17 protein-coding genes are annotated in these 22930 nt (G+C 74.3%); 7 read left to right on the top strand and 10 right to left on the bottom strand.

Annotation, left to right across the window (positions count from 1 at the left end; all coding sequences use genetic code 11):
• The first annotated feature begins 76 nt into the window (after positions 1-76).
• Positions 77-1393, top strand: a complete 1317-nt coding sequence (locus AB0E77_RS17185) for an amidohydrolase (protein WP_361570942.1) — start codon at positions 77-79, stop codon at positions 1391-1393.
• Positions 1394-1539: 146 nt separating this feature from the next.
• On the top strand, positions 1540-2292 hold the full coding sequence (locus AB0E77_RS17180; RefSeq protein ID WP_361570939.1) for a dienelactone hydrolase family protein: 753 nt from the start codon (positions 1540-1542) through the stop codon (positions 2290-2292).
• A 151-nt stretch (positions 2293-2443) separates the two neighbouring features.
• Here the strand turns inward: AB0E77_RS17180 and AB0E77_RS17175 are convergent, their stop codons facing one another.
• Together AB0E77_RS17175 and AB0E77_RS17170 are read right to left on the bottom strand one after the other, a co-directional pair.
• On the bottom strand, positions 2444-3124 hold the full coding sequence (locus tag AB0E77_RS17175; RefSeq protein WP_361570936.1) for an RES family NAD+ phosphorylase: 681 nt from the start codon (positions 3122-3124) through the stop codon (positions 2444-2446).
• Between the two features lies 1 nt (position 3125).
• Positions 3126-3779, bottom strand: coding sequence for a DUF3168 domain-containing protein (locus AB0E77_RS17170; RefSeq protein WP_361570934.1), 654 nt, complete (start codon positions 3777-3779; stop codon positions 3126-3128).
• Positions 3780-3902: 123 nt separating this feature from the next.
• Between AB0E77_RS17170 and AB0E77_RS17165 the strand changes: the two genes are divergently transcribed.
• Complete coding sequence (locus AB0E77_RS17165; protein ID WP_361570931.1) at positions 3903-9221, top strand: CHAT domain-containing protein; 5319 nt, start codon at positions 3903-3905, stop codon at positions 9219-9221.
• Positions 9222-9277: 56 nt separating this feature from the next.
• Here the strand turns inward: AB0E77_RS17165 and AB0E77_RS17160 are convergent, their stop codons facing one another.
• The 3 genes from AB0E77_RS17160 to AB0E77_RS17150 all read right to left on the bottom strand — a co-directional run bounded on the left by AB0E77_RS17160 (position 9278) and on the right by AB0E77_RS17150 (position 11401).
• Entirely contained in the window at positions 9278-9709 is a 432-nt protein-coding gene (locus AB0E77_RS17160; protein ID WP_361570928.1) for a DUF6299 family protein, read from the bottom strand.
• Between the two features lie 154 nt (positions 9710-9863).
• A complete protein-coding gene (locus AB0E77_RS17155) occupies positions 9864-10262 on the bottom strand; it encodes a RidA family protein (RefSeq protein ID WP_361570925.1) in 399 nt (132 codons plus the stop codon).
• A complete protein-coding gene (locus tag AB0E77_RS17150) occupies positions 10259-11401 on the bottom strand; it encodes an acyl-CoA dehydrogenase family protein (RefSeq protein ID WP_361570922.1) in 1143 nt (380 codons plus the stop codon). Before AB0E77_RS17150 ends, AB0E77_RS17155 begins: the two co-directional genes overlap by 4 nt.
• Positions 11402-11461: 60 nt before the next feature.
• Between AB0E77_RS17150 and AB0E77_RS17145 the strand changes: the two genes are divergently transcribed.
• From AB0E77_RS17145 to AB0E77_RS17135, 3 genes are all read left to right on the top strand, one after another.
• The gene (locus tag AB0E77_RS17145) at positions 11462-13165 is read left to right on the top strand and encodes an AMP-binding protein (protein ID WP_361571334.1); all 1704 of its coding nucleotides are present in this window, start codon (positions 11462-11464) and stop codon (positions 13163-13165) included.
• Between the two features lie 15 nt (positions 13166-13180).
• Positions 13181-14011 carry a PaaX family transcriptional regulator C-terminal domain-containing protein gene (locus AB0E77_RS17140; protein ID WP_361570919.1) on the top strand — a complete coding sequence of 277 codons (831 nt, stop codon included), beginning with the start codon at positions 13181-13183 and terminating at the stop codon, positions 14009-14011.
• A 95-nt stretch (positions 14012-14106) separates the two neighbouring features.
• Positions 14107-14994: a sulfotransferase gene (locus AB0E77_RS17135; RefSeq protein ID WP_361570916.1), complete on the top strand. Its 888-nt coding sequence runs from the start codon at positions 14107-14109 to the stop codon at positions 14992-14994.
• A 7-nt stretch (positions 14995-15001) separates the two neighbouring features.
• Here AB0E77_RS17135 and AB0E77_RS17130 read toward each other — a convergent pair whose 3' ends face one another.
• On the bottom strand, positions 15002-17392 hold the full coding sequence (locus AB0E77_RS17130) for a bifunctional salicylyl-CoA 5-hydroxylase/oxidoreductase (protein ID WP_361570913.1): 2391 nt from the start codon (positions 17390-17392) through the stop codon (positions 15002-15004).
• Positions 17393-17397: 5 nt separating this feature from the next.
• A complete protein-coding gene (locus AB0E77_RS17125) occupies positions 17398-18225 on the bottom strand; it encodes an enoyl-CoA hydratase family protein (RefSeq protein WP_361570910.1) in 828 nt (275 codons plus the stop codon).
• 187 nt (positions 18226-18412) lie between these two features.
• Between AB0E77_RS17125 and AB0E77_RS17120 the strand changes: the two genes are divergently transcribed.
• Positions 18413-18895: an ATP-binding protein gene (locus tag AB0E77_RS17120; RefSeq protein ID WP_361570907.1), complete on the top strand. Its 483-nt coding sequence runs from the start codon at positions 18413-18415 to the stop codon at positions 18893-18895.
• Here AB0E77_RS17120 and AB0E77_RS17115 read toward each other — a convergent pair.
• From AB0E77_RS17115 to AB0E77_RS17105, 3 genes are all read right to left on the bottom strand, one after another.
• Positions 18852-20294, bottom strand: a complete 1443-nt coding sequence (locus AB0E77_RS17115; RefSeq protein WP_361570904.1) for an amino acid permease — start codon at positions 20292-20294, stop codon at positions 18852-18854. The two genes, AB0E77_RS17120 and AB0E77_RS17115, sit on opposite strands and share 44 nt — an antisense overlap.
• 101 nt (positions 20295-20395) lie before the next feature.
• Positions 20396-21403, bottom strand: a complete 1008-nt coding sequence (gene argF / locus AB0E77_RS17110; protein WP_361570901.1) for an ornithine carbamoyltransferase — start codon at positions 21401-21403, stop codon at positions 20396-20398.
• Positions 21404-21483: 80 nt separating this feature from the next.
• The gene (locus AB0E77_RS17105; RefSeq protein ID WP_361570898.1) at positions 21484-22707 is read right to left on the bottom strand and encodes an arginine deiminase; all 1224 of its coding nucleotides are present in this window, start codon (positions 22705-22707) and stop codon (positions 21484-21486) included.
• Positions 22708-22930: the final 223 nt, after the last annotated feature.

The raw sequence follows: 22930 nt of genomic DNA, 5'->3' as shown, positions 1-22930 counted from the left end.
CCTGTTTCGGGACCCTCCCCCCCTGTTACCGCCCCTTTACGGCCCACGGGCGACAACGCCGGGGGACCATGGACGGGTGAGCACAGCGGCGACAGCCCCCTCCGACCGGTACGCACCCGTTCTCCGCCGACTCGACGCACTGGTACGCCCGCTGACCGTCTTCGCGATGGACCTGCACCGGCACCCGGAGCCGTCCGGCGAGGAGGCGCGCACCGCGGCCCGCCTCGCCGATGCGCTGACGGCCGAGGGGTACGCGGTGACGCGGGGCGTCGGCGGACACGGAGTGGTCGGCGTCCTCACCCACGGCACCGGACCGCGGGTCTACCTGCGCGCCGAACTCGACGCCCTGCCGCTGCGGGAACGCACCGGTCTGCCCTACGCCGCCGACGGCCCGTTCACGCACGCCTGCGGCCACGACCTGCACACCGCCGCGCTGCTCGGCGCCGCGACCCTGCTGGCCCGCGCGCGGCCGCACTGGCGGGGCACGGTGGTGGCCGTCGGCCAGCCCGCCGAGGAGACGCTGACCGGGGCGCGGGCCATGCTGGAGGACGGCCTGTACGAACGCTTCGGCCGCCCCGACGTCGTGCTCGCCCAGCACACCGCCCCGCTCCTGGGCGGCATGGTCGCCCACGGGTACGGGCAGCCCGTGCTGGCCGGCAGCGTCCAGCTCGACGTCACCCTGCACGGCCGGGGCGGGCACGCGGGCGCGCCGCACCTGACCGTTGACCCCGTCCTCGCCGCCGCCGCGGTGGTGCTGCGCCTCCAGGGCGTCGTCTCCCGCGAGAGCGCGCCCGCGGAGCAGACGACGGTGACCGTCGGCCGGATCCACGCCGGCACCCACAGCGGCGTCGTACCGGACACGGCGGCGCTCGGCCTCACCGTGCGCGCCCTGTCCCCGGCGTCCCTGGACCGTGTCGTGGCCGCCGTGGAACGCGTCGTACGGGCCGAGTCGGCCGCCTCCGGCTGCCCGCGCGAACCGGACATCGCCGTCGTCTCCCGGTCCCCCGTCCTCCTGCCCGACCAGGAGGCGTCCTCGGTGACCCGGACCGCACACCGCAAGGTGCTGGGCCCCGAACGGGTCATGCCGTGGGCGCCGTCGTTGGCGACCGAGGACTTCGGCCTCTACGGGGCGGCCGGGCACGACGTCCACGGCTGCGGGAACGTCCCGCTGGACTACTGGATGGCCGGGGTGGTGGGCCCCCGCCAGTGGGCCGCCACGAGCGGCGCGACCACGGCCGAACGCCTCGCGTCGCTCCCGCCGAACCACTCCGCCGAGTTCGCCCCGCACCTGCCCCTCGCACTGCCGTCCACGACGACGGCGCTGACGACGGCCGCACTGGCGCGGCTGGGCCCGCCGGACACCGGGGGCGCCGGCCCGGCCGGCGACGTCTGACGGTGGGCTATGGTGCGGACATGACTACCGGGACGGCCTCGCGCCACACACGGATCGGTGACCCGGTGCTCCGCTGAGCGCCGGGAGGGCTCCGCCTCCGTCGCGTCGATCACGTGCTCGACACCTCGACGACGACAGGAGAACCCATGCCCACCAAGAACAAGACCCTGAGAATTCCCACCCCGGACGGACAGGCCGACGCCTTCGCCGCCTTCCCCGACGGCGGCGGGCGGCACCCGGGGGTGCTGATGTACCCGGACGGTTTCGGGATCCGGCCCGTGCTGCGGCGGATGGCCCGCGAACTCGCCGGACACGGGTACTACGTACTCGTCCCCAACGTCTTCTACCGGCACGGCCCGGCGCCGGTGATCGAGCTTCCCGAGTACATCGGGGAGGAGGCCCGGCCCGCCGTCTTCGCCCGGCTGATGCCCCTGATCGAGGCACACACCATCGACCGGACCCTGCGGGACGCCGACGCCTACCTCGGGTTCCTCACCGCCCGGTCCGCCGTCGGCGCCGGTCCCGTCGGGGTGACCGGCTACTGCATCGGCGGCCTCCTGGCGACGCGCACCGCCGCGGCGCATCCCGACCGGGTGGCCGCGCTCGCCGCGTTCCACGCACCCGTGGGCGCGGACGGGGCCGGCGCTCTCGCCGGGATCACCACCCGGGTCCACTTCGGCCACGCCGAGAGCGATCTGACACCGGACGCCCTGCGCGAGCTCAACCGGGCCCTGGACGCCGCGAAGGTCGACCACACCTCCGAGATCTACCCCGGCACCGTCCACGGCTTCACCATGTCCGACACCGACGCCTTCGACCCCGCCGCGCTCCGGCTCCACTGGGACCGCCTGCTGCCCCTCCTCTACCGCGCGCTGTCCGACAGGGCAGAAAGGAAATAGCGCTTCCGCATTCCGCGGGCAGGACGGGACGCACATTGCGGGAATACGCCGCGTCGCCCCGTGAGCCGTTTCGATGATTACCTCGAAGCGACCCGAGAACGACCCGACAGCGACCCGACAATGACCGGGAAACGACCAGTCCCGGGCATTGTCAGGACCAGGAGTTCTCGGGTCCCGACGGGCCGATCTCCACGCGGTATTTCTTCAGCATGCGGCGCAGCCGGCGCAGGCCGTCGGGGGTGTCCAGGAGCAGCGGGGGCTCCTCGGTCGCCTCGACCAGGTCGGTGTCCTCGCCGGCGCCGAACAGCACCAGGGACTCGTTCGGCTCGTCCAGCCGGGAGCGCCAGACGAAGCCGTCCGCCCAGTCCGCCTCGGCCCGCAGCCAGTGCCCCCAGCGGCGGGTGAAGGCGTACTCCGTGGCGTCGGAGCGGACCAGCCAGCCGTCGCTCTGTTGCACCGCGTTGAGGTCGGTGATGCTGCGCAGGGACACGAGCGTGACATCCCTGGCGAGCGTGATCCGGGACAGCCGCTTGCCGGCCACCTCTTCGTGGGGCAGGAACCGCGGGCTGCCCAGGGCGTCGAAGCGCAGCCCGCGCACCAGCCGTTCGACCAGCGCGGTGACCTCCCTGGGGGCCGCGTAGAGGTAGGAGTAGGTGTCGTTGGCGGTGCTGTCGAAGCGGCCGCCGCCGAAGTGGTGGTCCTGCTTCGTCACGTTGAAGCAGTCGGCGGCACGGCCGTGCGAGTGCACCCGGTACAGCTCCTTGCCCGCCCGCCAGACGACCGGACGTGCCCTCGCCGTGCCCTTCTCCGGCAGTCTCGCGCCACGAGCCATGTCAGTCGTCCTCCCCCACCGCGCGTGCCGCGGCCAGTAGTTGATCGTCCAGGCCGGCGCCGAGCAGCGTGGCCGGTACGGCGTCCAGCCACAGGTTGGGGCCGAGCCACCAGTCGGCCACGCCCCAGGGGTCGCCGGCCGCGCCGAGGAGGCCGTTGACCGTGAGCACCAGCGGGCGCGGGCGCCCTTCGCCGTCGAACTGGAAGGCGGGCAGCACCTCCGGGCCCTCGCCCGGGCGGAGCCTGATCAGTTCGGGTTCGGCGGGGTCGACGCCGAAGACGTCCCGCAGGTCGTCGGCGGTGAGCGCGGGCTCCTCCAGGATGCGGTCGCGGGCCGAGCGGAGGGTGCCCGCCTCCTGGTCCGGGACCGCGTCGGCACCGGCGAGGGAGAAGTGGGCCAGCAGCGTCTCGTGCGGGGGCCGGTCCGCGGCGGCGTAGCGGCGGCCGGCCGCCGAGTGCCCCTCGTCGGGCAGGGCGCGGCGCAGGTGGTCGGCGACGAGCTGGGTGATCCCCATGGCCCGGTGTTCGTCGCCGCCTTCGGCGAGCAGGCCGAGCAGGACGTCGAGTTTCTCCCGGTCTTCCGGACGGAGCCTTTCTCGTACGGTTTCCGGTTCCGCCACCAGTTCCGCGATGAGTTGTCGTTCGTACTCTTCCATACGCCCCTCCCGCGATCCGGATGCGAGCGTACGCTAGCGAGTGACGATCCGCTTCGGCAATTCCGGTACGGGAACGAGAAGTTCGGCCCGGCCGTTTTTCCGCGACACGGTCAGGGGGCTTTCGTGCGCGCAGATGACAAGGGTTTCAAAGATCGTTCCCAGGAATTTCTCCCAGCGCTGAACGACGCCGGAGAGATCCTCGGAACGAGCCGCCGCGAAGCCGAGGCGCTGGGCTGCGCGGAGCTCCTGGAGCGGGCCGAGGAGGCCCTGACGGAGGCCGGGGAGTCGCCCGGCCCGGTCCCGGCGGAGCTGGACGAGGCGGAGCGCCGGCTGGCCGCCCTGCTCGCGGCGCCGGTGGACGACGGGGAGCGGCGGTCGCTGCTCGAGTTCACCGTCTGGGCGGCGCGGCTGCGGTACGCGTACGAGCGGACGCCGAAGAGCCTCGACACCGTGATCGACCGGCTCGACGCGCTGCGCGTCCTGACCGCCGCCGAGGCCGCGGACCCGGTCGGCGCCGACGCCGGGCCGGGGTCACCCGGTGAGGCGCTGAGGGCCGAACTCGCCGACATCGTCTGCGATCTGGCCTTCGACCTCGCGGCCCGCTGGAACCAGAGCGGGCCCGGCGCCGCGCGGGCGGCCGACGCCGACCGGGTCGTCGGGCTCCTCCACTCCGCGCTGGAGGGGCCGGACAGCGGGCTGGTGCCCGATCCCACCCGCTGCCGGGCCGTCCTGGGCCTGGTGCTGTCCGACCGCTGCCGGGGGCCGGAGCACGACACCCCCGAGCGGTTGGCGGACCGCCGGGCCGCCGTCGGCCTGCTGCGCACGGCGCTGGCCGGGGGCGACCTCGACCCCGCGCTGGAGCCGGCCGTGGCCTTCGACCTCGCCCTGCTGTCGTACCTGGAGCTGAGCGACCGGGTCGACGACGGCACCGGCCCGGATCCGGACGGCCTCGTGTCCGAGGTCGCCGGTCTGCTGGACCTGCTGCGCCCGCACCTCTCCGACGAGGGTCCCGACGGCGCCGACGCGGCGGAACTCGGCTGCGACATCTGCGACTTCCTGCTCTGCCACTCCTCCTCGGCGCCCGCCCTGTCCACCGCAGTCGCGTGGTTCCGCGGGACGCTCGCCCATCCCGCGCTGGGCCCGGAGGCCGCGCTCGACACGCGACGACGGCTGGGCCTCGCGCTCGCCCAGCGGTCCGAGGAGAACCGTGCCGCGCGGCGTCCGGGGGAACCCGCCCCGGCCGACGACCGGGCCGAGGCGGTCGCCCTGCTGGAGGAGATGCTGTCGGGGCGCTGGGGCTCCGCCGCGGACCCGGGAGCCGCGGCCGGCACGGAACCGGGGTCGCCGGACGAGGAGTTCCTCGCCTGCCTGACCGCGATCGTCAATCTGCGGTGGCTGGACCTGTCCGACCGGGTGCTCGACGACGACGGCATCGACCGGCTCGTCGCCCGCGTCCGGCAGCTGACGGCCGTGATCGGCCCGGACGACACGGACCGGGCCGAGATGGTCCTCAAGGCGGGGATCACCCTCACCGAACGGGCGGTCGACCGGGCCCGGCCCCACGCCTACGCGTTGAGCAACGTCGCCGTCTCCACCGGCCGGACCGACCCCGCGCTGGCCGTCGAGCGCATCGCACCGAGGGCGGTGGCCGACCTGCGGGAGGCGGCCGGTCTGCTGCGGACCGGCGCCGGTCTCTATCCGCACGACGACGAACTGCGGCTGGGCGCCTGTGTCCTGCTGGGCACGGCACTCATGGTGGACTTCGCCTGCGGGCTGCCCGAGGTGCGGCGCCCGCTGCTGCGGGAGGCGCTGCGGTATCTGCGGGTCGCCATGGAACGGCTGCCCGCGCACAGCGCGTTGCGCGACGACGATCTGCACGGGGCGTTCCTCGGCTGTCTGATGTACCAGGTCTGGTACACCGAGCCGTTCGCCCGGGCGCGCGACGAACCCGGGCTGCCCGGCATCCCGGACGTGAGCGGCTTCGCCCAGGTCGAGGACGATCTCCAGCTGCTGGCGTCGATGCTGGACGCCGAGACCCTGGAGAAGGAGCCGGTGTACGTGCTGGTCGCCATGACGGTGGACGTCCTGCGGTCCCCCGGCGAACTGCCGCCCGCGGCCGAGTCCCTGAACTGGGCGCGCCGGCTGCGCGAGGCCGCCGTCCGGGTCGAGCCGGAGGCCCGGGGGCTGCGGGCGGTGATGCTGGCCTTCGCGGGCGTCCTCGGGCTGCGTGCCGCGCAGGCGGGGCCGGTCGGCCGGGGGGAGCGGGCGGCGACCGGACGGGACCTGCGGGAGGCGCTCGGCCTGCTGCCGTACGGGTCGCCTATGCGCGGCCCGTTGAGCAGCGCCTTGCTGGAGGACGCGGCGGGCGACGCCCGGGAGCTGATCCGGACGCTGTTCGACGGTCTCACGGGCAAGGACACCGGGAGGGCGGGGCACGACCGGCCCGGCACCGCTCACGCCGGTTCGGCGCGCGTCGGTGCCACCGGCAAGGGGTCTGCGTGGACGTGGACGGAGACCACGCGGAGCGAGGACTCGTCGCGTGCCCCCGCGGGACCTGCCGGGGAATGGGCCGTCGAGGCTCCGCCCGCGCTTGACCTCGCGGCGGCCGTCCTCCTCGGGGACGGCTCCCCCGACCCGTTCGCCCTGCCTGCCGGGCGGGTCGCCGAGCTCCTGGACGGCGCGTCCGAGAGCCCCGGCCCGGTGCGAGCCGCCGCGAGCGCCCTGCTGCACCACCACCGGTGGCTGCGGGAACGCGACGAGCACGACCTGGCCACCGCCGTCACCCTGGTCCGGCAGGCCCGTACGGCCCTGGACGCCCCGGCCGCGCCGCAGGACGGGGGGCCTTCGGACGTCGCGGAGCGCTCCGCCCTCGCGGACCGGTGCGCCGAGTTCCTCGCGCGGCTGCTCCTGGACCGGCACCTCCTGCTGGGCGACCGCGGCGATCTCGACGCCGCGGTCCAGGTGTACGAGGCGCTGCTGCCCCGCGCCTCCGAGCGCACCGTCCGGCCGCCCCTGGCCGTGCTGTTGGCCGCGGCCGGTGATCCGCGGGTCCCGGCGCGGGTGTTCCGTCCGCTCGGCGACGGGCCGTGGGCGCCGTTCCGGGCGGAGCTGCTCGCCGGGCTGGGGACCGCGCGGCTGCTGCTGGCCGGGGCGCGCCGCCGGGACGCGGAGGCCACCGCTGCCGGCGCCCTCGAGAACCTCGGCACGGCGCTCCGCGAGCTGCCGCCCGGCCACCCGCGGCTGCCCGCCGTCCGGACGGAGCTGGCGTGGCACGCCCTGCGAGGGGCACGCGCCGTGCGGGACCCCGACGCGGAGCGGGCGGCCGTCGACGAGCTGCTGCGCATCGCCGCGGACTGCCCGGCGGACAGCCCGCACCGGCCTGCGGTCCTGCTGCGGGCCGCCGCGGGACTGTGCGGACCGGACGCGTGGGACGGTGACGGCCCGGACGACTCCTGGGGCGGTGACGGCCCGGACGCCGGACGGCTACGCCTGCTCGACGAGGCCGTGGCGCTGCTGCGCCGGTCGGCCGAGGGGAGCACGCACGAGTACCACGGCTCCCGCGGCCGCTGCCTGTACGGGCTGGGTGTGCTGCTGCTGACCCGGCACCGGCGGACCGCCCGTGCGGACGACCTGCGGGACGCGGTGGCGGCGCTGCGGGAGGCGCGGCTGGTGCTGAACACGACACCGGGCGATCCGTTCACCGTCGCGCTGATCCGGGCGCTGGCGCTGGCCCACCGGGTGCACGGACCGGACGACCGGGAGCACCGGCGCGCCTCGCGGGAGACCGCCCGGTCCGCGCTGTCGGCGCACGGCCGGTCGGTCCTGCTGCAGTCGGGCGCGGGGCACGGCCTGGAGGCGGCTCGTGCCGTGGCGGCCGACATGCTGCGGCTGGTGCGCTGGAGCCTCGCCGACGGGCTGCCCGGCACCGCCTTCGAGGCGCTCGAGCTGGGCCGCGGCCTGGTGCTGAACGCGGCGACGGTGGCCGTCACGGTCCCCGAGCTGCTGCGCGACGCCGGTCACCCCCGGCTCGCCGAGCGCTGGGAGGCGGCGGCCGGCGACCGGGAGGAGACCGTGCCCGACGGGCTGCGGCGCCTGGTGCTGGAGGCGTTCGCGGGCGGTGCCGCCGAGAAGCGGCTGCTCGCCGCGCCCGGCCCGGCCCGCGTGGCCGAGGCCCTGCGGAGGCTGGACAGTGACGCGTTGGTGTATCTGGTGCCGGGCGAGGGCCGGGCCCCGGGGCACGCGGTCGCCGTCACCTCGGCGGGCGACGTCCACGCGCTGCCGCTGCCCGGGCTGACGGCGCCCGGGCAGGGACCGCTCGACACCTACGCGCGCTCGCTGCGGGCGTTCCAGGACGCGAACCGGGAGGAGGCCCGGCCGGCGCCCGGGCATCCGCGGGTGATGCACGAGAAGTACCGGCGCACGCTGCTGCGGCTGGAGGAGGAGTGGCACCGGGCGCTGGACGGGCTCTGCTCGTGGGCGGGCGAGACCGCGATGGCCCCGCTGCTGGCGGTGGCGGAGGGGTGGTGGCCGGGCAGGACGCCGCGGCTGGTCCTCGCCCCGGTGGGCGCGTTGGGCATCGTGCCCTGGCACGCGGCCCGCTGCCCCGCAGCGCCCGCCGACGGCCCGTCACCGGACCGGCCGGGACCGGTGTACGCGTGCGAGCGTGCCGTCCTGTCCTCCTGCGCCAGTGCCCGCCAGCTCGTCGAGGTCGCGGACCGCACGCGGGCGGGGGTGGGCGAGGGCCGGGTTGCCGTGGTCGTCGCGCCCGACGGGTCGCGGACGATGCACCGGGAGGCGGCGCTGGTCGCCTCCCGGCACCGGGCGGTCACCGTGATCGGCGGCATGGGCCGGGAGGCGGCCGTCGCGGGCGGGTCCGGGGCCGGACCGGCGCCGCTGCCGCCCGTACCGGAGTCGCTCACCCCGTATCTGCCGGGACGCGGCGCTGTGCCGACCGCTCTGCTGCACGTCAACTGCCACGCGGAGGCCGGTCCGTCACCGGCGGACTCGGTGCTGAAGCTGGACGCGGCGCACCAGGTGTCGGTGGCGGACATCCTGGCGGGCGCGGCGCACCGGGACCCGGAGGCGGCGGGCGGCACGGTCGTGCTGGCCAACTGCACCAGCGACCTGACCGTCGACGACCACGACGAGGTGCTCACCCTGGCCACGGCCTTCCTCGGGGCGGGGGCCACGGCGGTGATCGGTTCGCGCTGGGCGGTCGCCGACGATCCGCGGACCACCCTGCTGATGCTGCTGCTCCACCACCATCTCGGGCAGGGGACGCCGCCGCGGGACGCCCTGCGCGCGGCACAGCTGTGGATGCTGGCGCCGGACCGCTCCCTGCCGCCCGAACTGGCCCGGTACGAGGACCTGCTGGGCGACCTGGCCCGGCGCCCGCGGGACGAGCTGGAGGTGTGGGCCTCCTTCGCCCACCACGGGCGGTAGCGGGGAGGCACCGCCGCTCGCCGCGGACGGACGGTGCCCCCGGACCGTTCCCGCCCTCAGGCCCGGACCAGCGTGATGTCCTGCTTGCTCAGGGCGTGGAAGCTCGGCAGCGGGATGATGCCGAGCGGCCGCAGCTCCACCAGAGTGGCGTCGACGTGGGCCGCGCCGGGCTCCAGGACGCGCGAGGGCTTGCCGGTGTTGGTCCACTGGTGCAGGACGCCGTCGCACACCGCGCGGCTGCCCCCGACGCCGTACTCGGTGGAGTCGTCGCCCTGGCTGATGGAGGAGCTGACGTACACCGGTCCGGTGCCGGGCGCGCAGCGGTAGGTGCCGGACAGGGTGACGGTGCCGTCCGCGGCGACACGGCCGGTGGAGTCGACGGTCACCGTCTCGGTGGGGGCGGACGACGCGGCGGTCGCGGCGGGGGCGGCCAGCAGGACGAGGGCGGCGCCGGCGGCCGCGGCGAGGGCGGCGGGGCGTGGAGACATGGGAGACCTCCCGGTCGAAGCGGAATGAGATATTCCACTCGTACCGGGCGGGCGGCCCGAAGGGAGTGACCCTCACCCCTTCGGTGGCGAGTCCGCGCCGGTCCGGAACTGCGGGCCCACGGACGGGTCCGGGCCCACGGCCGGGTCCGCGGGCCTACGGCAGTACGGCGAACCCGTCCAGCTCCACCAGCGCCCGCTCGTCCCACAGGCGCACGACCCCCACGACCGCCATCGCCGGGTAGTCGCGGCCGGCGAGGCGGCGCCAGGTGCGGCCGAGGTGGGCGGCGTGCCGGCGGTAGTCGGCGACGTCGGTGGCGTAGACGGTGACGCGGGCCAGGTCGGCGGGGGTGCCGCCGGCGGCGCGCAGGGCGGTGAGGAGGTTGGTGAGGGCCTTCTCGAACTGCTCGGGAAGCGTGTCGCCGGTGATCTTCCCGTCGGTGTCCAGCGCGGTCTGGCCGGCCAGGAGGACGACGCGGGTGCCGGTGGCGACGACGGCGTGGGAGAAGCCGGTGGGCGGGGAGAGGTCCGGCGGGTTCACGCGTTCGGCGGTCATGCGCGGGCCTCCCCGGTCGGGTCCTGGGTGCGGTACAGCTCCTTGGCGATGATGCCGCGCTGCACCTCGCTCGCGCCCTCGTAGACGCGGGGGGCGCGGACCTCGCGGTAGAGGTGTTCGAGCAGGTGGCCGCGTTGCAGGGCGCGGGCGCCGTGCAGCTGGACGGCGCGGTCGACGACGTACTGGGCGGTCTCGGTGGCGAGCAGCTTGGCCATCGCGGCGCGCCGCGGAACGTCCGGCGCGTTCTCGTCGTACGCCGTCGCCGCCGCGTACACCATGAGGCGGGCCGCCTCGGTGCGCAGGGCCATCTCGGCGACCTGGTGGGAGACGGCCTGGAGGTCGCGGAGCTTGCCGCCGAAGGCGTCGCGGGCGGCGGTGTGGGCGAGGGTGGCGTCCAGGGCCGCCTGGGCCATGCCGACGGCGAAGGCGCCGACGCTGGGGCGGAACAGGTTGAGGGTGCCCATGGCGACGCGGAAGCCGCGGTCCGGCTCGCCGAGCACGTCGGCGGCGGAGACGGGCACGGCGTCGAAGACCAGGGCGCCGATGGGGTGCGGCGAGAGCATGTCGAGGGGCGTGCCGGTGAGGCCGGGGCGGTCGGCCGGCACGAGGAACGCGGTGACGCCGCGGGCGCCGGCGCCGGGGGTGGTTCGGGCGAAGACGGTGTAGAGGTCGGCCTCGGGGGCGTTGGAGATCCAGCACTTCTCCCCGGTGAGCCGCCAGCCGGCACCGCCGTCGGGTTCCGCCCTCAGGGTCAGGGCCGCCGCGTCCGAGCCCGCCGCGGGCTCGCTGAGGGCGAAGGCGGCCACCGCGGTGCCGTCACTCACCCGGGGCAGCCAGCGGGCGCGTTGGGCCTCGGTGCCGTGGGCGTGCACGGGGTGGGCGCCGAGACCCTGGAGGGCGAGCGCGGTCTCGGCCTCCGTGCAGGCGTGGGCGAGGGACTCGCGCATCAGGCACAGGTCGAGCGCGCCGGAGGTGAACAGGCGGGGCAGCAGGCCGAGGGCGCCGAGTTCCGCGACCAGGGGGCGGTTGACGTGGCCCGGTTCGCCCTTCTCCGCCAGCGGCCGCAGCCGCTGCGCCGCGAGGGCGCGCAGTTGCCCGCACCAGGCGAGTTGTTCCGGTTCGAGCGAGAATGCGGTCATCGCCGGCCCCTTCCCCTGCGCCCGTGCCGTGCCACACCCGAGGTTATCGCGCACCGTTGACTGCCGTCACCAACACGATACGCTCGTTGCGCGAGCCCACCACGACAGAGGGGGCGAACCGCCATGGCAGATCAGCACGCCGCGGAACCGCGCCGCTCGGCCCACGTCGACACGTTCGCGCGCGAGCATCTGCCGCCCCCCGACCAGTGGCCCCAGCTGCGCTTCGACCTGCCGGAGCTGCACTACCCGGACCGGCTGAACTGCGCCGCCGAGCTGCTCGCCGGCCCGCCCGCCGACCGCCCGGTCTTCCGCACCGCCTCCGGGGACCGCTGGACGTACGGGCGGCTGCGGGCCCGCGTCGACCGGCTCGCACACCTGCTCACCGGTGAGCTGGGCGTGGTCCCCGGCAACCGGGTGCTGCTGCGCGGCCCCACCACCCCCTGGCTGGCCGCGTGCTGGCTGGCGGTGCTGAAGGCGGGCGCGGTGGCGGTCACCGTGCTGGCGCAGCAGCGCCCGCACGAGCTGCGCGCGATCTGCGAGATCGCCCGGGTGCGGCACGCCCTGTGCGACGTCCGCGCCGTCGACGACCTCGCGAAGGCGGAGATCCCGGGGCTGCGGATCACGACGTACGGCGGGGACGCGCCCGACGACCTGCTGACCCGCACGGAGGCCGGCACCCCACCGGACACCCCGTTCCCGGCCGTGGCGACCGCCGCCGACGACGTGGCGCTGATCGCCTTCACCTCGGGCACCACGGGACGCCCCAAGGGGTGCATGCACTTCCACCGGGACGTGCTCGCGATCGCCGACACCTTCTCCCGGCACGTCCTGCGGCCGCGCGCGGACGACCTCTTCGCGGGCAGTCCGCCGCTCGGCTTCACCTTCGGGCTCGGCGGACTGGTGGTCTTCCCGATGCGGGCGGGCGCGAGCGCGCTGCTGCTCGAACAGGCGGGCCCGAAGCAGCTGTTGCCCGCGATCGCCGAGCACCGGGTGTCGGTGCTGTTCACCGCGCCGACGGCCTACCGGGCGATGCTTGACGACCTGGACGCGTACGACGTGACGTGTCTGCGGCGCTGTGTCTCGGCGGGCGAGAACCTGCCGGCGGCCACCTGGCACTCCTGGCACGAACGCACCGGCCTGCGCATCGTCAACGGCATCGGCGCCACCGAACTGCTGCACATCTTCGTCTCGGCGGCCGACGACGCCGCCCGGCCCGGCACCACGGGCGTCCCGGTGCCGGGGTGGGACGCGCGCGTACAGGACGCGCACGGCGTGCCCGTGCCGGACGGGGAGCCCGGGCTGCTTGCGGTGCGCGGTCCGGTCGGCTGCCGGTACCTCGCCGACCCGAGGCAGCGGGAGTACGTGCGCGACGGCTGGAACATCACCGGGGACACCTACGTCCGCGAGCCCGACGGGTACTTCCGCTACGTGGCACGCGCCGACGACATGATCATCTCCGCCGGGTACAACATCGCGGGGCCGGAGGTGGAGGACGCGCTGCTGCGGCATCCGGACGTGGTGGAGGCGGCGGTGGTGGGCCGGCCCGACGCGGCGCGCGGACAGGTCGTGGTGGCGCACGCGGTACTGAGGGACGGCGCGGAGCGGGACGCCGAGGCGCTGCGCGCGTATCTCAAGTCCGAGCTGGCGCCGTACAAGTGCCCGCGCGAGATCCACTTCCGGGACGCGCTGCCGCGCACGGCGACCGGCAAACTCCAGCGGTACCGGCTCCTGGCCTCCCCCGACACCCGGGGTGACCAGGGATGATGCCCACGACCTAAGATGATCGACGTGTCCGACCAGCACCCGCCCCACACCCCGAGGTCCCTGATCGTCACGCTCTACGGGGCGTACGGCCGTTTCGCTCCGGGCCCGGTGCCCGTCGCCGAGCTGATCCGGCTGCTGGCCGCCGTGGGGGTGGACGCGCCCTCCGTGCGTTCGTCGGTGTCGCGGCTGAAGCGGCGCGGGCTGCTGCTGCCGGCCCGCACGGCGCGGGGCGCGGCCGGGTACGAACTCTCCGAGGGTGCACGGCAGTTGCTGGAGGACGGGGACCGTCGCATCTACGCCACCGCGCCCTACGCCGACGAGGGCTGGGTGCTCGCCGTGTTCTCGGTGCCCGAGTCGGAGCGGCAGAAGCGGCACGTGCTGCGTTCCCGCCTGGCCGCGCTGGGCTTCGGCACCGCCGCCCCCGGCGTGTGGATCGCCCCGGCCCGGCTGTACGAGGAGTCCCGGCACACGCTGGGGCGCCTGGGCCTGGACGCCTATGTGGACTTCTTCCGCGGCGAGCACCTGGGCTTCTCCCCGACCGCCGGGGCGGTGGCGCGGTGGTGGGACCTGGCCTCGGTCGCCAAGGCGCACGAGGCGTTCCTCGACCGCCACGCGGGCGTGCTGCGCGACTGGGAGCGCCGTCCGGACACCCCGCCCGAGGAGGCGTACCGGGACTATCTGCTGGCCCTGGACTCCTGGCGCCACCTCCCCTACACCGATCCGGGCCTGCCGGCCCGGCTGCTGCCCGCCGACTGGCCGGGCATCCGCTCGGCGGCCGTGTTCCGGGCGCTGCACGAGCGGCTCCGGGACGCGGGCGCGGACTTCGCGGGCCTGGATCCGGCCTGAGCCGCGGGCGAGATCCGCGTCACATCATGCCGCGATAAGGGAACCCTCAGGCCTCTCCGACCCTCTTCTCAGGTTTGCTGCCTAGCGTCCGGCCCATGAGTCTCACGCGTAGCTTGAACCGGGCCCTCACCGCCACCACCGGCCTCCAGGTGCGGAGAGCTCCCCGTCTCCAGGCACCGAAGCCCGCGGCGACGCCCGCGAAGCGCCCGGCGGCGGCGCCGTACCGATGTCCGTCGGGCGAGGAGCTGGCGACCGAGCGCCTGCTGCGGCGGCCGGTCTTCATCATCTCGTCCATCCGCTCCGGCTCGACGCTGCTGCGCATGATGCTGGGCGCCCACCCACGGCTGCACGCCCCGCACGAGCTGCACCTCGGCCGGATGGAGGTCACCTGCACCAACTGGTTCTCCCAGCGGGCCATGGGCGCCCTCGGCCTGGAGCGCGGCGATCTGGAGCACCTGCTGTGGGACCGCGTCCTGCACCGCGAACTGGCCCGGTCGGGCAAGGACTTCGTCGTCGAGAAGACCCCCGCCAACGTCTACATGTACCGGCGCCTGAGGGACTGCTGGCCCGACGCCCGGTTCGTGTTCCTGCTGCGCCACCCCGAGTCGGTCGCCCGCTCCTGGCACGAGAGCGACCCCGTCAAGCGGCCGTACGACAAGGCCGTCAGGGACGTGCTGCCCTATCTGGCGGCCGTCGAGGAGGCCCGCGCGGCCGACGCCGCGGGCTTCACCGTGCGCTACGAGGACATCACCGAGTCCCCCGAACGGGAGATGCGCCGCCTGTGCGCGTTCCTCGGCCTCGACTACGCGCCGGCCATGCTGCACTACGGCGAGAAGAGCGACGCCGAACTGGTCAGGGGCCTCGGCGACTGGCGCGACAACATCCGCACCGGCACGGTGCAGCGGGGCCGCCCGCTGCCGGAGGCGGACCGCGTCCCCGCGCCGCTGCGGTCGATGTGCGAGGCCTGGGACTACACGTCCTGATCCGGGGTCAGTCCCGCAGGGCGAGCCGGGGTCTGGGGGCGTCGGTGCGTCCGGTCTGCGGACGGCGGCTGCCCGCCCGGTACGGCGCGGGCCAGACGGCGCCCGGTCCCGTGTAGCCCTGCTCGGCCGCCGCGTGCAGCGTCCAGTGCGGGTCGTAGAGGTGGGGGCGGGCCAGCGCGCACAGGTCGGTGCGTCCGGCCAGGATCAGCGAGTTGACGTCGTCCCAGGAGGAGATCGCGCCGACGGCGATCACCGGGACGCCCGCCTCGTGCCGGATGCGGTCCGCGAAGGGCGTCTGGTACGACCGCCCGAACTCCGGCCGCTCGTCCGCCACCACCTGCCCGGTGGAGACGTCGACGGCGTCGGCGCCGTGCGCGGCGAAGGCGCGGGCGATCTCCACGGCCCCCTCGGCGCTCGTGCCGCCCTCTGCCCAGTCGGTCGCGGAGATCCGCACGGTCATGGGCCGCTCCCCCGGCCACACGGCCCGTACGGCGTCGAAGACCTCCAGCGGGAAGCGGAGCCGCTTCTCCAGGGTGCCGCCGTAGGCGTCGGTGCGACGGTTGGTGAGCGGCGAGAGGAAGCCGGAGAGCAGATAGCCGTGGGCGCAGTGCAGTTCGAGCAGGTCGAACCCGGCGCGTGCGGCCCGGACCGCGGCGGCGGCGAACTGCTCCCGGACGTCGGTGAGTTGTGCCCGGGACAGCTCGCGCGGGATCTGTCCGTCCGGCCGGTACGGCAGCGGCGAGGCGGCCACCAGCGGCCAGTTGCCCTCCGGCAGCGGCTCGTCCATGCCCTCCCACATCAGCCGGGTCGAGCCCTTGCGCCCGCTGTGCCCGAGCTGCACGCCGATGGCGGTTCCCGGCGCCTGGGCGTGCGCGAAGTCGGTGATCCGCCGCCACGCCTCGGCCTGCCGTGCGGTGTAGAGGCCGGCGCAGCCCGGGGTGATGCGGCCCTCGGGGCTGACGCACACCATCTCGGTCATCACCAGCCCGGCGCCGCCCAGCGCCCTGGCGCCCAGGTGGACCAGGTGGAAGTCGCCGGGGACGCCGTCGGTGGCGGAGTACATGTCCATCGGGGAGACGACGACGCGGTTGCGCAGGGTCAGTCCGCGCAGCCGGAACGGGGTGAACATCGGGGGCGTGCCGGGCGGGCAGCCGAACTCGCGCTCGACGGACTCGGTGAAGCCGGGGTCGCGCAGCCGCAGGTTGCCGTGGGTGACGCGGCGGCTGCGGGTGAGGAGGCTGAAGGCGAACCGACGGGGCGGCTCGTCCACGTACCGTGCGAGGTCCTCGAACCACTCCAGGCTCGCGCGGGCCGCCCGCTGGGTGGAGGCGACGACGGGGCGCCGCTCCTCCTCGTAGGCGGCCAGGGCCTCCTTCAGCGAGGGCTGCTCGTCCAGGCAGGCGGCGAGCGCGAGGGCGTCCTCGACGGCGAGCTTGGTGCCGGAGCCGATGGAGAAGTGGGCGGTGTGGGCGGCGTCGCCGAGGAGGACGACGTTGCCGTGCGACCAGCGTTCGTTGACGACCGTGCGGAAGGTGATCCACGCCGACCTGTTGGACCGCAGCGGGCGTCCGCCGAGGGCGCCGGCGAAGATCTCGGCGCAGCGGGCGGTGGACTCCGCCTCGTCCAGGGTGCCGAAGCCGGCCGCGCGCCACACCTCCTCGCGCATCTCGACGATGACGGTGGAGGCGTCGGCCGCGTACGGGTAGCCGTGCAGCTGCATCACGCCGTGCTCGGTCTCGGCGATCTCGAAGCGGAAGGCGTCGAAGGCGAAGTCGGCGGCGAGCCAGATGTAGCGGCAGCGATGGGTGGTGAGGTGCGGGCGGAACACCTCGGCGTAGGCGTCCCGGGTGGTGCTGTGCACGCCGTCGGCGGCGACGACGAGGTCGTGGGTGCGGGCGAGCCGGTCCGGGTGCGGGGCCTCGGTGCGGAAGCGGAGGTCCACGCCGAGGTCGCGGCAGCGGCTGTGCAGGATCTTCAGGAGACGGCGGCGGCCGAGGGCGGCGAAGCGGTGCCCTCCGGAGGTCTGGCGGGTGTTCCGGTGGACGATGTCGATGTCGTCCCAGCGGACGAAGTCCCGTGCGAGGGCTTCGTAGACCTCCGGGTCGGCGTGTTCGATGCCGCCGAGGGTCTCGTCGGAGAGGACGACGCCGAAGCCGAAGGTGTCGTCGGGGGCGTTGCGTTCCCAGAGGGTGACCTCGCGGTCGGGGGCGAGGCGTTTGAGGAGGGCGGCGGCGTAGAGGCCGCCGGGGCCTCCGCCGATGACTGCGATGCGTTCGGGGGGATTGCGCTCGTCGGGCGGGTGCGGCTGCGTGGAGGCTGGTCGCGCCCCGCGGCGGAGCCGCTGATCGACACCGCCCCGCGCCACTGAGGCGGGACCGGTTCCCTCGGCCGGGAGCATGCCCTCTACCTTCCTTGCCACTTCGGCGGGCGCTTTTCCGTGAAGGCCGCGTGGAATTCCGCGTAGTCCTCGCCCGTCATCAGGAGGGCCTGGGTGGAGGCGTCCAGTTCGACCGCTGCCGCCAGCGGCATGTCCAGTTCGGCGGTCAGCAGGGCCTTGGTCTGGGCGTGGGCGAGGGCCGGGCCGTCGGCCAGGCGGCGGGCGAGGGCCCGGGCGGCCTCGTCGGCGTGGCCCTCGTCGGTGAGCTCGCTGATCAGGCCGATCCGCTCGGCCTCGAGGGCCCGGACCGGTTCGCCGAGCATCAGCAGGCGGGTGGCGTGGCCGAGGCCGACGACCCGGGGCAGCAGGTACGCGGCGCCCATGTCGCCGCCGGACAGGCCGACGCGGGTGAAGAGGAAGGCGAAGCGGGTGCTGGGGTCGGCGACGCGGAAGTCGGCCGCCAGGGCGAGGACGGCGCCCGCCCCGGCCGCGACGCCGTGCAGCGCGGCGATCACCGGGAACGGCGCCTCGCGTACGGCCCGGACCACCTGGCCGGTCATCCGGTTGAAGTCGAGGAGCCGGGCGGTGTCCATGGACAGGGTGGCGCCGATGATCTCGTCGACGTCGCCGCCGGAGCAGAAGCCGCGTCCCTCGCCGGCCAGCACCAGGGCGCGCACGGACCGCTCCCGGGACAGCTCGGCGAGCAGGTCGCGCAGGTCGGCGTAGGCCTCGAAGGTCAGCGCGTTGAGCTTCTGGGGGCGGGCCAGGGTGACGGTGGCGACACCGTCGGTGAGGTCGACGCGCAGGTGCCGCCAGTCGGCGGTGCGGGCGGCGGAGCCGGTGAAGGGACTCATGACGGGCGGCCTCCTGGGGCGGGCACGGCATCACTGAGCGCTGCCCTTCGAAGTTATCACTCATCTGTGACCGTCGTCACGAGTGCGCGATACGTCGGGGACGGGTATGCCGTCCGCAGCGGGGTCGAAGGTCCCGGGCGGTGCCCGTCGAAGTGCTCTGCCGGGCGGCGCCGTACCATTCATAAGGTTGAAAGCAGGACAGGACCGCCTGCTCCAGAACGGACTCGCCGTGCACGATCGCTCCTCTGCCCCCGCCCTCTGGCGCATCGCGCTGCCGCACACCACCGCGGCCGTGCCGGTGGCCCGTGCCCTGGTGCGTTCGGCGCTGGCCGAACGGGAGCACACGGCCGACGGCGACACCGCGGAGCTGCTGACGGCCGAGCTGGTCGCCAACGCCGTCGAGCACACCTCCGGCGGCGCTCCGATCGAGCTGGTGGTGGAGCTGCTGCCGACCGGCTGCCAGGTCGAGGTGCACGACCCCGACCCGAGACCGCCGGGCGACCTGACGCGCCCGGACACGGAGCCGCCCGACCCCTGGCAGGAGCACGGGCGCGGTCTGCTGCTGATCCGCGCCCTGAGCTCGTCCTGCGGTCACCGCCCCACCGACTCCGGCAAGGCGGTCTGGTTCAGACTCCCTGGGGTACCCGCTCAGCGGCGTCCTCCGCGCTGAGCGCGGCGCGGGCGAGCCGGGAGTGGCGGCGCCCGTAGGCCGAGTAGACCAGCAGGCCCACCGCGAGGAACACGGCGAACTGGATCCAGGTCGTGGCGCCCGTCTCGTACATCAGGTAGAGGCAGAAGCCGACGCCCAGCAGCGGGGTCACCGGGTACAGCGGGACGCGGAAGGTGCGGGCGAGGCCCGGCTCGCGGCGGCGCAGCGCGATCACCGCGACGTTGACGGCGGCCATGGTGGCCAGGGTGCCGATGGTGCAGAGGTTGACCACCGCGTCCAGCGGGGCGAAGGCGGCCGGGAGCGCGAAGACGACGCCGACGATCAGGGTGCCGGCGACCGGCGTGGCGGTACGCGGCGAGACCTTCTCGAACACCGGCGGGACGAGTCCGTCGCGGGACATGGACAGCAGGATGCGGGTCTGGCCGTACATCACGGCGAGCACCACCGAGGCGATGGCCACGACCGCGCCGAAGGCGACGACGCCGCCGCCGATCGTGGAGCCGGTGACCTCGTTGACGACGTAGGACAGCGCGGCGGGCCGGTCACCGACCGTGTCCCCGCCGACGGCGCCGATCGCGGCGACGGCGACCGCGCAGTACAGCAGGGTGACCAGGCCGATGCAGACGAGGATCGCGACCGGGATGTCCCGGCGCGGGTTCTTGGCCTCCTCGCCGGCGGTGGTGATGGCGTCGAAGCCGATGTACGAGAAGAAGGCGGCCGTGGTGCCGGCGCCGATGCCGCCGAGGCCGGCCGGCGAGAACGGGGTGAGGTTGCCGTCCTTGAAGGCGGTGAAGCCGATGGCGCAGAAGGCGACGAGGACGGCGAGCTTGAGGACGGCCATCGCCGCGGTGGCCCGGGCGCTCTCGCGCACCCCCCGCACCAGCAGCACGCAGGCGAGGGCGATGACGATCACCGCGGGCAGGTTGACCAGGCCGTCGTCGCCGGGGCCCGCGGAGAGCGCGTGCGGCAGCTGGACGCCGAGGACGCTGTCCAGCAGCTCGTTGACGTACTGGCTCCAGCCGACCGCGACCGCGGAGACCGACACGCCGTACTCCAGGAGCAGGCACCAGCCGACCAGGAAGGCGGTGCGCTCGCCGAGGCCGGCGTAGGCGAAGGAGTACGACGATCCGGAGACGGGGATCGCGCCGCCCAGCTCGGCGAACGCGAACGCGGTGAACACGCAGGTGATCGCGGCGAGCACGAAGGAGACGACGACGGCCGGGCCGGCCTCGGCGACCGAGTCGGACAGGCCGACGAAGATGCCGGTGCCGACGATGGCGCCGACGCCGAAGCAGACGAGCTGGAAGAGTCCCATGGTGCGCTTCAGGCCGTGGCCTTCGCGGTCGGCGCCGGATTCGGCGACGAGGAGGTGGGGGGACTTGACGCGGGAAGCGGGCATTGCGGGTGGTGCTCGTTTCTGGTGGTGCGGGGGCGACGGTGGTCGCGGCCGGCGGCGCGGAAGGGGTGGCTCCGGGCCGCCGGACAGCTTAGCGGTGCTGCTCAGGCGAGGGTGGCGACCAGGACGGCCTTGATGGTGTGCAGGCGGTTCTCCGCCTCGTCGAAGACGATCGAGTGCGCGGACTCGAAGACCTCGTCGGTGACCTCGAGGGAGTCGAGACCGTACGCCTCGAAGATCTCCTGGCCGACCTTGGTGCCCAGGTCGTGGAAGGCCGGCAGACAGTGCAGGAACTTCACGTCCGGGTTGCCGGTGGCGCGCAGGACGTCCATGGTCACCGCGTAGGGGGACAGCGCGGCGATCCGCTCGGCCCACACCTCCTTGGGCTCGCCCATGGACACCCAGACGTCCGTGACGACGAAGTCTGCGCCGCGGACGCCCTCGTCCACGGCCTCGGTGAGGGTGACGCGCGCCCCGCTCTCCTCGGCGAGCCTGCGGGCCGTGTCGACGACCTCCTGGGCGGGCCAGTAGGCCTTCGGGGCGACGATGCGCACGTCCATGCCGAGCAGGGCGCCGGTGACCAGGTAGGAGTTGCCCATGTTGAAGCGGGCGTCACCGAGGTAGGCGAAGGAGATCTCCGGCAGGGACTTGGGGCTGTGCTCGGTCATGGTGAGCACGTCGGCGAGCATCTGGGTGGGGTGCCAGTCGTCGGTGAGTCCGTTGTAGACGGGCACCCCGGCGCAGGCCGCCAGCTCCTCGACCTTCTGCTGGCTGTCCCCGCGGTACTCGATGCCGTCGAACATCCGGCCGAGGACGCGGCCGGTGTCCCTCACCGACTCCTTGTGGCCGATCTGCGATCCCGACGGGTCGAGGTACGTGGTCGAGGCACCCTGGTCGGCGGCGGCGACCTCGAAGGCGCAGCGGGTGCGCGTGGAGGTCTTCTCGAAGACCAGCGCGATGTTCCTGCCCCGCAGGTACGGCGTCTCGCTCCCGGCCTTCTTGGCGGCCTTCAGCTCCGCGGCCAGCTCGACCAGGCCGCGGAACTCGTCCGCGGTGAAGTCGGTCTCCTTGAGGAAGTGGCGGCCGGCGAGGGCGGTCGGGACAGTCGCCATGGGGGCGCTCCAGGGATGCGGGGACAGGGACACCTGGAAGTCTATACGAAGTTCTGAATTTATATACGGCTCGTTCCCCGCTACACCGCCGCGCGCTCGACCGGGCAGCTCATGCAGCGCGGCCCGCCCCGCCCCCGGCCCAGCTCGCTGCCGGGGATCTCGATCACCTCGATGCCCTGTTTGCGCAGGTGCGTGTTGGTGGTGGCGTTGCGTTCGTAGGCGACGACGACGCCCGGCTCGACGGCCAGGACGTTGCAGCCGTCGTCCCACTGCTCGCGTTCGGCGGCGTGGACGTCCTGCGTCGCGGTGAGGACGCGGATCTCGCCGAGGCCGAGGGCGGCGGCGATCGCGCGGTGCATGTGCTCGGGCGGGTGGTCGGTGACCTTCAGCTCCTTCTCCCCCACGCCCGGCTCGATGGTGTAGGAGCGGAGCATGCCGAGCCCGGCGTACTGGGTGAAGGTGTCGCCGTCGACCATCGTCATCACGGTGTCGAGGTGCATCACGGCCCGCCGCTTGGGCATGTCGAGGGCCACGATCGTGCGGGCGGAGCCGGCCGCGAACAGCTTGTGGGCGAGCATCTCGACGGCCTGGGGCGTGGTCCGCTCGCTCATGCCGATGAGCACGGCGCCGTTGCCGATGACCAGCACGTCGCCGCCCTCGATGGTGGAGGGGTAGTCGGCCTGGCCCTCGGACCACAGGGGGAACGTCTCGTCGCGGAAGAGCGGATGGTGCCGGTAGATCGCCTCGAAGTGGACGGTCTCGCGCTGCCGGGCGGGCCAGCGCATGGCGTTGATGGAGACGCCGTCGTAGATCCAGGCCGAGGTGTCGCGGGTGAAGAGGTGGTTGGGCAGCGGGCCGAGGAGGAAGTCGTCCAGCTCCATCACGTGGAAGCGCACGGAGGTCGGTTCCGTGTGGGCGTCCAGGAACTCCCGTTTGGTCATGCCGCCGACCAGGGCCTCGGCGAGCTCGCGGGCGGGCAGGGTCTCGAAGGCGGCTCGGAGGTGGTCCGTGGCCAGCACTCCGTACTCCTTCTCGTCGAAGACCCGGTCCAGGACGAGCCGCCGGGCCGCCGGGACCTCCAGGGTCTCGGCGAGCAGGTCGCCGAAGAGGTGCACCTCGACCCCGCGGTCGCGGAGCACGTCGGCGAACCCGTCGTGCTCGGCGCGCGCCCGGCGCACCCAGAGCACGTCGTCGAAGAGAAGGGCGTCCTTGTTGCTGGGGGTGAGCCTTTTGAGCTCGAGATCCGGCCGGTGCAGGATGACGCGGCTGAGCCGCCCGGCCTCGGAGTCGACATGGAATCCCATGCCTCCATCCTGACCACTCGGACCCCCGTTCACCCCCTGCTTGCGCGGACCGGTGCACGCCGCCGCTCCGGGCGGGCGCCCCGAGCACCGAGAGCCCCGGAGCCGGGGCGCCACGGCGGGGTGCGGCGCCGACCGCCGCGCGGCACGTCACCCGGCCGCGCGTCGCCGTCTCACGGCGCTACTACGCCGAGATCCTCGGCGGAGAAGTCGTCCTCGAGGAGAA

The organism is Streptomyces sp. NPDC032940 (genome assembly GCF_040636935.1).
Classification (GTDB): Bacteria; Actinomycetota; Actinomycetes; order Streptomycetales; family Streptomycetaceae; genus Streptomyces.
Note: the sequence above shows the minus strand (reverse complement) of the source record. Positions and strands in the feature narration are given on the sequence as shown.